Annotated in this window: 11 protein-coding genes; 3 read left to right on the top strand and 8 right to left on the bottom strand. The window is 72.1% G+C overall.

Going from position 1 to position 13,156, the window contains the following annotated elements; translation table 11 throughout:
- The first annotated feature begins 151 nt into the window (after window positions 1-151).
- Window positions 152-1,210 carry a sucrase ferredoxin gene (locus tag BCD49_RS28465; protein ID WP_116439436.1) on the top strand — a complete coding sequence of 353 codons (1,059 nt, stop codon included), beginning with the start codon at window positions 152-154 and terminating at the stop codon, window positions 1,208-1,210.
- Between the two features lie 8 nt (window positions 1,211-1,218).
- On the opposite strand, the gene BCD49_RS28460 is transcribed toward BCD49_RS28465, so the two are convergent.
- The 7 genes from BCD49_RS28460 to BCD49_RS28430 all read right to left on the bottom strand — a co-directional run bounded on the left by BCD49_RS28460 (window position 1,219) and on the right by BCD49_RS28430 (window position 9,860).
- A complete protein-coding gene (locus BCD49_RS28460; RefSeq protein WP_071042119.1) occupies window positions 1,219-2,139 on the bottom strand; it encodes an aldo/keto reductase in 921 nt (306 codons plus the stop codon).
- On the bottom strand, window positions 2,061-3,320 hold the full coding sequence (locus tag BCD49_RS28455; RefSeq protein WP_051466206.1) for a JmjC domain-containing protein: 1,260 nt from the start codon (window positions 3,318-3,320) through the stop codon (window positions 2,061-2,063). Before BCD49_RS28455 ends, BCD49_RS28460 begins: the two co-directional genes overlap by 79 nt.
- 364 nt (window positions 3,321-3,684) lie before the next feature.
- The gene (locus BCD49_RS28450) at window positions 3,685-4,674 is read right to left on the bottom strand and encodes an acyl-CoA thioesterase (RefSeq protein ID WP_083401750.1); all 990 of its coding nucleotides are present in this window, start codon (window positions 4,672-4,674) and stop codon (window positions 3,685-3,687) included.
- A 183-nt stretch (window positions 4,675-4,857) separates the two neighbouring features.
- A complete protein-coding gene (locus tag BCD49_RS28445) occupies window positions 4,858-6,420 on the bottom strand; it encodes a SulP family inorganic anion transporter (protein WP_071042118.1) in 1,563 nt (520 codons plus the stop codon).
- 304 nt (window positions 6,421-6,724) lie between these two features.
- Window positions 6,725-7,549, bottom strand: coding sequence for a DUF305 domain-containing protein (locus BCD49_RS28440; RefSeq protein ID WP_083401749.1), 825 nt, complete (start codon window positions 7,547-7,549; stop codon window positions 6,725-6,727).
- Window positions 7,550-7,732: 183 nt separating this feature from the next.
- On the bottom strand, window positions 7,733-9,193 hold the full coding sequence (locus tag BCD49_RS28435; RefSeq protein ID WP_007518241.1) for an FHA domain-containing protein: 1,461 nt from the start codon (window positions 9,191-9,193) through the stop codon (window positions 7,733-7,735).
- A gap of 421 nt (window positions 9,194-9,614) precedes the next feature.
- On the bottom strand, window positions 9,615-9,860 hold the full coding sequence (locus BCD49_RS28430; RefSeq protein ID WP_007518242.1) for a hypothetical protein: 246 nt from the start codon (window positions 9,858-9,860) through the stop codon (window positions 9,615-9,617).
- 375 nt (window positions 9,861-10,235) lie between these two features.
- Here BCD49_RS28430 and BCD49_RS28425 point away from each other — a divergent pair, with 375 nt between their 5' ends.
- Together BCD49_RS28425 and BCD49_RS28420 are read left to right on the top strand one after the other, a co-directional pair.
- Window positions 10,236-11,222 carry a glycosyltransferase family 2 protein gene (locus tag BCD49_RS28425; RefSeq protein WP_232793986.1) on the top strand — a complete coding sequence of 329 codons (987 nt, stop codon included), beginning with the start codon at window positions 10,236-10,238 and terminating at the stop codon, window positions 11,220-11,222.
- Between the two features lie 55 nt (window positions 11,223-11,277).
- On the top strand, window positions 11,278-12,303 hold the full coding sequence (locus BCD49_RS28420; protein ID WP_007518247.1) for a tryptophan--tRNA ligase: 1,026 nt from the start codon (window positions 11,278-11,280) through the stop codon (window positions 12,301-12,303).
- Window positions 12,304-12,316: 13 nt separating this feature from the next.
- Here BCD49_RS28420 and BCD49_RS28415 read toward each other — a convergent pair whose 3' ends face one another.
- Complete coding sequence (locus tag BCD49_RS28415) at window positions 12,317-12,937, bottom strand: hypothetical protein (protein ID WP_007518249.1); 621 nt, start codon at window positions 12,935-12,937, stop codon at window positions 12,317-12,319.
- Window positions 12,938-13,156: the final 219 nt, after the last annotated feature.

Raw genomic sequence — 13,156 nt, 5'->3', positions numbered from 1 at the left:
TCACGGTGAGGTAAGGTTAGGTGCACTTAAGAAACTTAGGTAAACCTAAGCGGTGTGGTCTGCCGGACTTCGGAGGTTCCTGGTGGCAGAAGCTCCCAAGGCCCAGCATTTCCCGGGGCCGGAAGCTGCGCGCGGGGACGTGGACGCGGCGATGAGTGATCGTACCTTCGCCCGGTGCGGCGCGCAGTCGCGCTTGGTTGACGAAGAGCTGCGTGGAACCATCCCGAACTTCGACGCCTTCCATTTCCTCCCGGTCGCGGGGCCATGGCCTCAGGCGGTGCGCCCGGCGGAACCGGATGGTTTCCGCCTGCCGCCGGCCACCCGTCTCAAGACGCTCTACTACCGCCCATACCCGGGTCGGCCGACGACCGAGCGCCCGCTCGTCTGGGACACGTACAGCAGGCAGATCAGCACGCGCTCGGTGGACGGGGCCTGGCGGGCCGCGGCGCCCACCACTGTGCCGCAGTTCATCGGCGTCTGCATCCATGGCCGGCACGACACCTGCTGCGGCGTGCGGGGTGGCGGTTTCATCCGCCGGGTCCAGCAGGTCGTTCCCGAGGCGCCCATCTACGGCGTCAGCCATCTCGGCGGGGACCGTTTCGCGCCGACGGCCGTCCTGTTGCCGAGCGGCTACCTGCTGGGCCGGCTCGACGACATGTCCGACGAGGACCTGCGCGCCCTGGTCGAGGATGGGCTCCTCCCGATCGCCCACCTGCGGGGACGCCTCGGCGTCACGCCCGCCGAGGCGGTGGCGGAGATCTGGTACCGGGAGCGGTTCGACCGGCGCGATCCGGCGGACCTGCCGGCCATCAGGGTCGTCGGCCCGCTCGTCGCGCTCGCCGGCGCCGGCGACGGCCACCACCAGCCGGCCGGGACGCTCCCGCCGCGCTCCGTGGGCATGGGGCCTCTTGGCATGGAGTCCCTGCTTTCCGGCCCGGCTGCCGGGCTGGCGGCGCCCGCTCGCAAGGGTTCCCAGGGAGTCGCGGCGGCGACGATGGCGACACCGGCCCGGCCGGAGGCCACTCCTCGTTACGACGTGCTGGTGGACGACGGCATCCGCCGCTGGCGCCTCGAGCTCCGCCGAGAGCAGCGGGACGACGCCGCCATCCAGTACACCTGCACGGCCGCGCTGTCCAAGCCGGTCTACCACTGGGAAGTGGACGTCACCGAGGAGACGGACAGTCTCCTGACCGCCGACCTCGTCCACTAGGCCGATCGCTAGATCGGGGCGTCGACGAGGCGTTGACGGCTCTCCAGGAGAGCTCGGTACCGGGCCACTCGGGCATGGTCGACGTCCAGGTTCGCGGCGTCGGCAAGCTCGGCCAGGTGAGCGGGGTCGCTGGTGCTGACGGCGACCCGGGTGACCGGCGGCAGCTCGTAGGCGAGCCGGAACGCGGCCCGCGCCGTGCTGACGCCGGCCGGTGGCGGGCTGCYGAGCAGCGAGGTGACGCGCAGATCCTCCCAGAAGGGCTGGCGGGTGTCGCCGCCGAACGGGCTCATCCCCCAGCGGCCGCCGACGTCGACACCGAGCAGATCCGCGAGCGCGTCCGCCGCCGTCAGCGCCTCCGGTCCGACGAGCACCCCCACCCGGTGCATCAGGTGCCCCGGCCGGGGCGGCGCCACCGCACCGTCCGCGCGCAGCGCGTCGACCAGCGGCTGGGCGTCCCACGTCGAGACGCCCCAGGCGCCGCACAGCCCGGATCGGGCGGCCTCGACGAGCGCACCGGCGGCCGCCAGGAAGAGGTCGCGGCCGCGCGCGGGGTCGGCGGCCGCCCGCAGGGTCCGCTCCGGGTTGTGCAGGAAGACGACGTCGGGCGTCCTGCCCAGGTCGTCGGCGCTCCGCTCGAGGGCCGACCGCAGCCGGGTCGGGTCGAGGGAGTGCTCACGGCCGGCCGGCTTGCCGGGCACCTGGGCCGAGTCGCCGGCGGAGGACGGGAAGAAACCGACCTTGGTCGACAGGTGGAACTCGGGCAGCAGGTCGGCCGCGGCCGCCGCAAGCCGCGAGTGGGACGCGAAACCGGCGTAGTTGAAGGCCGTGTCCAGGTCCCGAACCCCGAGCGCTAGGGCAGCTTCCAGCAGGTCCCGCTGGTGACGAGTCCGGTATAGGCCGAGGACAACTCGTCGGTCAGGCCTGTGCATATCCCCTCCTGGATGAGGATCTGGGCGAGTGGCCTGACGTTGATCCCGCACTCGACGCCGGCCTGTTCCAGGTCGATCGGGCGGCCGCTGAGCAGCAGCGCCAGCGCCTGCCCGGCCCGCTCCCGTACGGTGATCTTCCGACCGCCGGCGTAGACGACCAGGTCACCGTCGGCGCGCTCGACGTGCGGAGCGAAGTCGGTGACGCAGACGACGACGTCTGGCCCGTGCGCCGTGGGCAGCGCCGGCGCGTGCCGCGCGGGGGGTCGCGATCTTTCGCGGTCCGTGAGAAAGGCCGCCGGCGGACGAGAGCGCAGCAGCTCCACGGCCGCCGCCTCCAGCCGGGCGTGCTCGGCCTGGAGCTCCTCGTCGGAGCCGGAGCGGATGAGGTCGTGCCGGAAGATCTCCAGCTCGCGTGCCTGGTCGGCGATCCAGGCAAGCCAGTCGACGCCGGTGCGTCTGACGAAGCCGAAGGTGAGGTGCAGGCTCAGCGGCTCCTCGTGGGCCGCGTGGGTCGCCTGGTGCCAGTGCCCGCGCGGGATGTGCAGCACGTCGCCGGGTGTGACGGTGCCCCGCCAGATCACGTCCTCGCTCGGAGCCGAGTTCGGCTCGGCGTCCCGGTACATCGGGACCGGCCGAGAATGACTCCGGACGTCCCAGGTCTTGTTTCCCGCGAGCTGGACGACGACCACATCGTGATCGTCCCAGTGGAGCGGAAATCCGCCGGTCGAGCGGGTCGTTAGGTAGGCGTTGACCTGCACCACCTCATGTGACCACCAACGCAGCGCGCGGGTGGCGACCTCCACCGCGGGGTCAAAGATTTCAACCGCGTCGAGAACCAGCGTCACGCCGGTGTCGAGGAGGTTTTCCATCGCCGGGGTGTCCACCATGCGCAGCGACTGGCCACGGCGGTTCACCTGGGGGCGAAGAAAAGCGTTTGGATGAAGCTCGCGACCGTCTTGGAAGAGGCGCAGCTGGGGTGGCTCGAGGCGACGTCTCGTCACAATGTCGAGAAGCCGTGACGGAGTCATCAACCGATCACCAAGTGATGGGTCCTCGAGCCGCCCCAGCGCGAAGCCACGCCCCAGTGGGCTGGCATCGGGCCAGCCGAGCGCACCCTCGAGACCGCGTACCAGGAGATGTTCCGTCGCGAGCGTTCCCTTTTCCGCGGCGGAAGATCTCAAGGTCGTCTCGGGGCGCGTCGGCCAGCCGTCCTCGCTTGGAATTTCGCTGGGGTCAGCCGTCGCTTCCGTCACTGTCGGAGTGCTCGGCGTCGTGGCGGTCCTGGACCTCGGACAGCCTTTCGACGGCTACCACGAGGTCATCGTCAGTGTGCATGTCGAGTGAGTGCATGTCGGATCCTCCCTGTGGCGACGGTCCTGTCATGACGTTCCTGTCAAGCAGTTCCGTCACCAAGTTCCGTCGCTCAGTTCCGCCACGAAGGCGGCTCGGCGCCTGGCGGGAAAATAATAGGTTCCCGGACTCTCGGGGCGCAACCAGATGATGACGGAAAGCGCCAGCGGCAAGCGGAAGCGGCTCGTTCTGTGATCAGGTTAGGACCCCGGGGRAAGCGTCGGCCGGCCTCGCGGGGAGGGCGCGCAGCATGCCCAGGCATTCGAAGACGGCGCAGAGCCGTCCGTCCGCGGTGTGGACCCGGCCAYGGCCCAGGAACCGCCCATGGCCCGCGTGCGGCGACTCGACGCGCAGCAGGTGCCACTCCCGGACGTCCAGGTCCTCGACGAAGGTCACCGTCTGGGCGAGCACGGCGGCGGCCAGCCGCTCGCCCGGCGCCAACGTGGCCGTGCCGCGCTGGAAGTGGCTGTTGATCACGTGGTGCCCGGCCCATGGCTCGCTCGCGAAGGCGAGCAGCCCGCGGGCCAGCGCCGGGTCCGCCGGGACGCCGGGGATCCGCTGCCACACGTCCAGGCTGTACGGCGCAGGGCCGGGCGAGAGTCGCACCTCCCACGGGAGTAGCGGGTAGTCGACCGGCCGGGCGGCGGCGGGGCTGGCGGTGGGCTCGGGCGGTGCCGCCTCATGCCGCACGAAGTCCGGGGCGTCGCTGCCGAGCAGCACGTCGCCACGGCTGATCGCCCGGCCGCCCTGGCGGAACGTCAACGCCAGGTTCGCGAACGTGCGGCCCGACTGGAGCCACTCGACGTCGACGTCGAGTGGCTCGTCCCAGCGGCTGGGGTTGGGAAAGACGGTATGCAGCGTCTGGGTGGACCTGCCCGGTGCGAGCCGCTCGGCGAGCACGATCTGCTGGGCGAGCTGCTGGGAGGCGAGGACCCCGCCGTGGAGGCTGCGCAGGGTGCGCGCCGGCAGCGGCGGCGTCGCGTCGCCCGCGAGGTCGAGCACCCTCAGCACGTCGGCGAGGTCGAACAGCTCGGACTCGGTGCTGGGGAAGGCGTCGGGCGGGAGCTCCGTGGGCGCCTGGGCGGAGACTTCCGGCGGCACCAGCGCCGCCGCGGGCGGGCCCGCGAGGCCGCCCGCCGGTCCGGCGGTCGCCGTGTCCTGGGCGCCGACCGTACTCGTGCCCACCGCGCCCCCAAGCGTGCTCGCTGCTCTGGATGCCCTGGCCCGCGGCGCGCCGCGTGGCCGGGGAGGCCGTGCGTGGCCTCGGGCGCGACCGGCGGGCGTCACGCCGCGCCAGCCGATGCCAAGGCCGTTCTCACTATCGGCGCCGACGGCCGCGCGGGACGCGTCCAGTGACTCACCCCACGGCTAGGAGTTCGTGGCCTTCGCGTTCTTCGTGCCGCGCAGCAGGGCCGCGCTGGTGTGGCTGACGCCGGTGATCTCGGCGGTCCGGYCGCGCCCGGAGTAGCGGTGCAGGACGTCGTCGATCGCCGCGGCTGCCGCCGAGTCGAGCACGTCGGCGTCGGAAAGGTCGATCACGACCCGTGGCGGGTCGTGGGCGTAGTCGAACGCCGTCACCAGATCGTTGGTCGACGCGAAGAACAACGGCCCCTGCACGGCGTAGATCCGCACGCCGCCCTCCGGATCGAGCACGCTGGTCACGTTCGCCAGGTGCGCGGCCTTGCGGGTGAACAGCAGCGCGGCGAGGATCACGCCGACGACCACCCCGTACGCGAGGTTGTGGGTCGGCACGACGACGGCGACCGTGGCCACCATCACCAGCGTCTCGCCCATCGGCGTCCGGCGCAGCGTCGCCGGGCGCACGCTGTTCCACTCGAACGTCATCATCGCCACGATGACCATCACGGCCGCCAGCGCCGCCATCGGGATGACCCCGACGATCGCGTGCAGCGGCAGCACCAGCAGCAGCAGGAAGCCGCCCGCGGCGAAGGTGGACAGTCGGCCTCGCCCGCCGGACGACACGTTGAGGATCGTCTGGCCGATCATCGCGCAGCCGCCCATGCCGCCGAACATCCCGGCGATGAAGTTGGCGATGCCCAGCCCCCAGGCCTCCCGGTTCGGGTCGTGGCGGGTGTCGGTCATCCGGTCGACGATCTGCGCGGTGAGCAGCGTCTCCAGYAGGCCGACCGCGGTCAGCGCGAGCACGTACGGCAGCAGGATCCGGACGGTCTCCCAGGTCATCGGGACGTCCGGCAGGCCGGGCAGGGGCAGGCCGGTGAGCAGCGCGCCCTCGTCGCCGACCGTCGGCGCGCGCAGGTCGAACGTCGTCGTCACGAGGGTCAGCAGGGCGACGGCCGCGAGCGGCGCCGGCACCGCCTTCGTCACCCGGGGAAGGAGCAGCAGGATCGCCAGCCCGGCCGCGACCAGCGGGTAGACCTGCCAGCCGTGCCCGAAGACATGCGGCATCTGGGCCAGGAAGATCAGGATCGCCAGCGCGTTGACGAATCCGATCATGACGGTCCGCGGCACGAAGCGAATCAGCCGGGCCACGCCGGCGAGGCCGAGCAGGAACATCAGGATGCCGACCGCGATCGTCGCGGCCAGCAGGTACTGGAGTCCGTGGGCGCGTACCAGTGGGGCGGCGACGAGCGCCATCGAGCCGGCCGCCGCGGAGACCATCGCCGGGCGGCCGCCAGTAAAGGCGATCACTGCCGAGATGACGAACGAGGTGAACAGCCCGACCGCCGGGTCGACGCCGGCGACCACCGAGAACGAGATGGTCTCCGGAATCAGGGCCAGCGCCGTGACCAGCCCGGCGACCAGCTCTACGCTCGCCTGCCGTGGCCCCGGCAGGACCCTGCGCAGCCCCGGCGCGACGCGGCGCAGCCCCGGCATGGTGACTGCCAGCCGGGTGGTGCCGCGGCGCGCCCGAGGGGACGGCGCTGGGGCAGGGCCGGGTAGTGCGGACATGACGAACCTCACACGAGCAGGGGCACCAGCGGTCCGGGGCGCCCCCGGTGGCTGTCCGGCGCCTGGCGAGCTGGCGCGACGGTGCTGACGGCCAAGAGCGGGACGATCCCGGCGGGCGAATCCGGCCGACTCCCCCGGGAGCACCTGGCGGCCCGGTCGACCCGCTGAAACGGAGGAAGCCTACCGAATCCACATAATATGATCTTCTTGCGGCATGCTGGACGCCCAGGTGTGGCGGACTTTACGTCACGATCGAGACCTCTACGTCATGGTCGAGACGGTGAGGATCTCCGGTGGCGGCCCGTCAGGCCGGCGGCGCGCCGAGGCGCTGCAGATCGAACTGCATCTGCTCGATGTCCCAGGACTGCACGGTGACCATCGCCTTCGCCAGGGCGCGTACCTGGTCCTCGCTCGCGTGCTGGGAGGCGTACTGCGCCATGATGATCCCGCCGCGGTGATGGTGGATCATCAGCGTGAGGAACCGCACGTCGCTGTCTCGCCCCTGGGAAGAGGCCAGCTGGGTCAGCTCGGTGCCGCTTGCCATGCCCGGCATCCGGACTCCGTCCGTGCCGACCGGGGTGCCCAGTGAGCCGGATCCGTCGTGCATGCCCGCCATGTCGTGCCCATCGGCCGCGCCGCCGGTGCCGCCCATCCAACGCATCGGCTCGCCGACGGTCGACTGACCGAGTCCCCAGTCGGCGAGCCAGGCTCCCATCACCCCGATCTCGCGCTGCTRGCTGAGCGCGATGTCCTGGCTGATCGCGACGGTGTTCTTGTCCGCGCCGTGGCCGAACTCGAGCATGCTCATCTGCACGGCCTGCGCGTGGTGCTCGGACATGTCCCGCAGGAAGCCCGCGTCGACAGAGCTGTCGCCTGGGGTGCCGCCGGCCAGCCCGCGCAGGCCGAAGCCCGCCGCGACCAGCGCCGCCGCGGCCAGCACGACCAGCGGCGCCCACAGCAGCCTTGGCCGCCGCCGCGCCGGGGCTCGATCGAGTCCGGCCGATTCGAGCTCGGCCGATTCGAGTTCGGCCGGCTCGGGTTCGGTCGGTTCGGGCGCGGGCGACTCCGAGTGGGTCGCGGTTCGCGCCTCCTCGGCTGCGGCCGGCGGGGTGATGGTGGGCTCCGGCAAGACGGCTCCTCGTGGTCCGGTTTGTTGACCGAACGCATCCACCGCTGCGGCGCCGGCCCGTGGCGCCGTCCGTTCGGGACGAGTCAGGAGCCAGTGGCGGGGATCGCCTCCCAAGGCTAACCCCGCCCGCGCGCGAACCGTCCGATCACCGGTGCGGCCCCAACCTCAGACGTCTACCTGGCTTCAGACGTTTACCTGGCTGTTGAAGACGAACGTGCGCTTGCCGACCTGGACCCGGGTGCCGGAGGTCAGGGGCGCCGGCTGGTGCGGCTCCAGCGCGGTCCACACGGTCGCTTCAGGCGGCGCGATGTACGTCCCGTTCGCCGAGCCGCGGTCGGTGATCACCGCGTCCCAGCCGTTCAGCGTGATGACGGCGTGCACCCGGGAGACCGCGCTCTCGCCGTCCTCGACGGGCAGCGGCCGGGCGGTGCCCGCGCGGACCGCGTCGTCACGGTCGGGCTGGCGGCCGATCACGAGGTCGATGTCGACGGGTATCGTCTCGCCGTTCTCGAAGACCAGCACGCCGATGGGTGGCCGGGGCCGCCAGACCGACTGGCTTTCGGTCGAGGACAGCGACGCGCCACACTGAGCGCAGTACGGCGCCTGCGGGTGGTTGAAGTGCCCGTTCGGGCACAACACGCCCTCGACCTGCTCCTGATCGCTGTTCGGCAGCATCGTCGGGGCGTCGTCATCGTCGTCGATGAGATCCGAGACGGTGAAGGTCTGGCCGGGCAGCTGGGTCAGCGCCTCGCTGTCGTCCTCGTCGGTCAGCTCACCGTGCGCCCGAGCGTCGGCCTGCCCGTTCGAGCTCGGCATCGACCGGGCGAGCTCGGTGGGCGGGTCCTCGTCGAAGTCCAGCTCCTCCAGCTCGTCGAAGTCGGCGGCCTGGGTCGGYTCGGCGCCGGACTGCGCCCGGTGCGCCTGCTCCTCCTTGCTCAGCAGCGGAGCGAGCACGGGCGGCGCGACGGACTGYTGCTCCGGGATGCGCTCGACCGGCACGGGGATGCGCTCGGCGGCGGTCGCCGGCTCGCGCGGGGGGCCGTAGCCGGCCAGCAGGCTCTCGGTCGCGGACCTCGGGACCGGCGGCGGCGCCTCCCGGGAGAGCAGCAGACTGGCGCCGATGCCGGGGACCGCGCCGACGCGCAGGTCGAGCGGGAAACCGAGGCCGGTCCCGGTCGTCTCGGCCTCGTCGTCCGGGCCTCCCTGGAGGCCGAGGGAGCCGGTCGGGCCGACGTGCAGATGGGTGAGCCCGTCGGGCAGCAGCCGGTCGACCCAGGTCGCGGAGTCGACTCCGGAGAGGGTGAGCGGGCTGGGGCCGGCGGCCGTGACGTCCATCGCGCCGTGGACCAGCGCGGCTATCCGCTCCCCGACCGCCGTGAGCAGCGTGAAGTCGGGGACCTCCTCCGGGTCCGAGGCGGCAAGCAGCCCCGCCACGCGGCGGACCAGCCGGCGGCCGGTGCTCGCCGAGTCGCCCGGTTCGGCCGCGACCTCCGCGCACAGGTCCAGCAGCCGTCGCGCGGTGTCGGCCGTCTGTTGCCGGCCGGCCCTGGCGACGATGAGGACGCCGGGCAGCCGGACCACCACACCGGTCTCGTGGCCGCGGCCCGCCTCCACGACCACCCGGAAACGGTCCAGTCCCGCCATTGCCTCGCCCTCCGCGCCCCTCGGCTCGGTTGTGTAACCCCGGTCCGCCTTGCCCGGGCCAGATGCGGCCGCGGGCCGTGCTGTGATCCGACCGGCTGTAGGTCCGATCGGYGATCGCCGGCTTGGCACCCGTGCCGACGGCCTGCCTCGGCCACGGCGCGCGGCGCTGACCGCGTGCGATCTTCGGGGTTAGGTTATCGGGCCGACGAGCGGATTTCCGTATCTTCCACTGTCGATGGCACCGCTGGAAGCTGTCGGCTACCCGCCAGCCACCGCCGGCGGTCGAACCGGCGCATGGCGTGCACGGACACCGGCGCGCCCGGCCGCATTGGTGGCGGCGCGTGGGCCCGCGGCGGGGCGCGGAACCCTGGCGGGATCAGCCGGCTGGCGAGCGGTGGCCCTCAGCGGTGGCCAGCGGTGGTTACGCGCCGCCGTAGGGGCCGGGCCGGACGCCGGGCGGGTAGGCGCCGGTGCCGTTCAGGCCGCCGGTCATGCCCGCGGGCATCGAGCCCGTCATCGGGCCGCCCATCCCGCGCGGCTGCTCGGTCATGGCCTGGCTCACCTTGGACGCGATCGCCTCCGTCAGCCGGATTGCCTGGGTCAGCGAGAGGTTCAGCACGATCTCGCTGTCGTCCGTCATCGCGAACCGTACTGACACATCCGCCATGGTGATTCCTCTCGATCGCCGTCCCTGCACCGGAGCGGCCGGACTGGCCCCCGAATGCCCGGAGGCGCGGCAGGCCTCGCCGCGCGTTCCGTGGTCATGCCGCCGGCGCCCTCAGACACGCGGAACCTGACCGCTGCTGCCGCGCCCGCCGCGGGACGTGGTGACTCCACGATCCCTGACCGGGTCGCTCCGCTTCCAGTGACCCCCCTTCGTCTCGCGATCATGCGGAGCGGCGTGATCCGGCGTTGTGCACTCATCGTCATCGGACGACTTCGTAGTCTCTCTCCCGAATCGTCTGTCACTCGGATGGGCACCATTTCGTGCCAGGTCGGGCACGGTGCGTTCTCCGCCCGGGAAAGGGGTAGACGAATTTGCGTGACCGAGCACACCCCGAGGCCGGAGCGACGCCCAGCCACCAAGCGCGACCGCCAGGCCGGGCGGGCGGTACCGACCGCCGTCAGGTCCGCGCCCGCGACGCCCCCAACACCCGCGACGCCCGAGGCGGCCCACGCGGCCACCCGGACGCCGCTGGTGTCCCACCATCCGCCGTCCCGCCATCCGCGCAGCGCCGCGCGGCCCGGTCCCTCCGACCCGTGGCGCCTGGCCGCCCGGACCCCACCGGCCGCCAGCCCGCCGGTGGGGTCCGGGCGGCCGCTGGTCTCCATCGTGATGCCGTGCCTGAACGAGCAGGAGTCGGTGGGCCGCTGCGTGCGCGCAGCGCTGGCGGGTATCGCGGCGACAGGCCTGCCGGGGGAGGTCATCGTGGCCGACAATGGCTCATTGGATGACTCGCGCCGGATCGCGGCCGAAGCCGGAGCCTGGGTGGTGCGCGAGCCGCGCCGCGGGTACGGGAACGCCTACCTGGCCGGGTTCGCCGCCGCCCGCGGCAGCTACCTGGTCATGGGCGACTCGGACTGTTCGTATGACTTCGGCGAAGTTCCCGGCCTGCTTGCCCCACTGCGCGCCGATGCCGCCGACTACGTCCTGGGCTCCCGATTCACCGGCGAGATCCTGCCCGGGGCGATGCCGTGGACGCACCGGTACATCGGCAACCCGGTGCTCACCCGGATGCTCAACTGGCTGTTCGGGCTGCGGACCTCCGACGCGCATTCGGGGATGCGGGCGTTCACCAGGGCCGCCTACGAGCGGATGGCGCCGTGCCACGGCGGGATGGAGCTGGCCTCGGAGCTGATCGTCGCCGCGGCGGCGAGCCGGTTGCGGGTGAAGGAGGTGCCCATCACCTACCACCCGCGGTCGGGCGTCTCGAAGCTGCATTCGCTGCGTGACGCTGGCCGGCACGTGCGCTTCATGCTGCGGTACGCGGCCAGCCACCGCCTCGCCGAGGGCGCCGCTTCGGGCTGACCCCGGCCGGCCTCGCGAAGGTGGGGCTGCCGGCGGCGTCCGTAGACTGAGGCGCATGGCACACGAGGGCCAGAAGGTCTCGCTCACCGGCATCAAACCGACCGGTGACGCGCATCTGGGCAACTACATCGGGGCGATCCGGCCGGCGCTGGAGCTGGCGTCGAGGTATGAGTCGCTCTACTTCATCGCCGACTATCACGCGTTGACGTCGGTGCGCGACCGTGCCCAGATGGCGAGCTGGACCCGCTCGGTGGCGGCCACCTGGATCACGCTGGGCCTCGACCCGAAGCAGACGATCTTCTACCGGCAGTCCGACATCCCCGAGGTGTTCGAGCTGCAGTGGGTGCTGTCGTGTGTCACCGGCAAGGGCCTGATGAACCGGGCCCACGCCTACAAGGCCGCCCGCGACCGTAACGCCGAGGCGGGGCTCGCCGACCTCGACGCCGGGGTCAACATGGGGCTGTTCAACTACCCCGTCCTGATGGCGGTGGATATCCTGATCATGAGCGCGGACGTCGTGCCGGTCGGCCAGGACCAGGTTCAGCACCTGGAGTACGCGGCCGACATCGCAGGCTCGTTCAACCACCTCTTCGGGGACGTCTTCTCGCTGAAGATTCCCGAGGCGGTCACGCCGCCCGGCGAGTCGGGGCGGGTGCTGCCTGGTCTCGACGGGCGCAAGATGAGCAAGTCGTACCAGAACACGATCCCGCTGTTCGCCCCCGAGGCCCGGCTGCGCAAGCTGGTGCGGTCGATCAAGAGCGACAGCACCCCGGTCGAGGCGCCGAAGGACCCCGACAGCTCGGCGGCGTTCCAGCTCTACGAGAACTTCGCCGCGCCCGAGGACGTGGCCGACATGCGCCGGCGGCTGGAGGCTGGTGGCACCGGCTGGGGCGAGCTGAAGAACGCCCTGTTCGAGGAGCTCAACACCCAGCTGGCGCCGTTGCGCAAGCGCTACGAGGACCTGATGGCGCCGGACAGCGAGATCGACGCGATCCTGGCCGAGGGAGCCCAGCGCGCCCGTGAGCGCGCGCGCCCCCTGCTCGCCGGTGTGCGCCGGGCCGTCGGCGTCGACCGCGGCTGACGGCCGGGGACGGTCAGCAGCCGCGCTGGAGGACGAGGGCCTTGGCCATCGCGGCCCACTCGTAGGTGATCATGTAGGCCCAGGCGGCCCGGGTCGGCGGGTCGACGGGCGTGACCTTGACCTCGCCGTCGTAGCAGCGGCTCAGCCGCAGCCGTGCCCGGCTGTCCTGCGTCGTCGACGTGACCACGATGATGGACCGCCAGCCGCGGGCGGCCGCCGCCGTGGCCACCCAGCGCGCCTCGCCCTGGGTGGTGAGCGGCCGGGGATGGAAGCAGATGACCTCGACGTTCGGGATCGTGTCCGGGGGGCAGAGGTCGTCCGGGGTCGGCTGGGAGACCGCGAGCACCGGCGCGTACCCGTAGCGGGCGAGCGAGATYGCGAGCTCCAGGCGCCCGCTGCTGCCGGCGAACATCACGACCGCGTCGACGGGCGTCGGCACGTCCCGCTTCGGGAACACGAACAGCTTCGCCGTGGTCAGCACGAACGTGACCGCCAGCAGCCCGGCGGCGCTGCGCAGCAGCCGACGCCGGCGCAGCCCACCCGGGCCGGCCTGCCCCCGAGGTACGCGTTCCGCGGGGGTGGGGTCGCAACCCGCGGCGGGCGGAGCCGGCGACGCGGCGGACTCTGTCGCCATCGGAACCTCCCGCCGCGCGGCCCTCGGCCGATCTTCGCTCCCGGCGGCGCCGTAAGCATGGCGCCTCGCCGGCTCAGCCTGTCACCCGCCCGGGAACCCGGCCACAAGGCCTCCGCGCAGCCCCGCCCACGAGCGAAGCGAAGTGGCTCCCGTGGGGACAACTCTGGATCAGCTGGGTCTTGGTTTGGTGACGTTCAGCGGTAGGTGACCGTGCGGCGC

The organism is Pseudofrankia sp. EUN1h, assembly GCF_001854645.1.
Lineage (GTDB): Bacteria > Actinomycetota > Actinomycetes > Frankiales > Frankiaceae > Pseudofrankia > Pseudofrankia saprophytica.
This window is presented reverse-complemented; position numbering and strand designations above follow the sequence as displayed.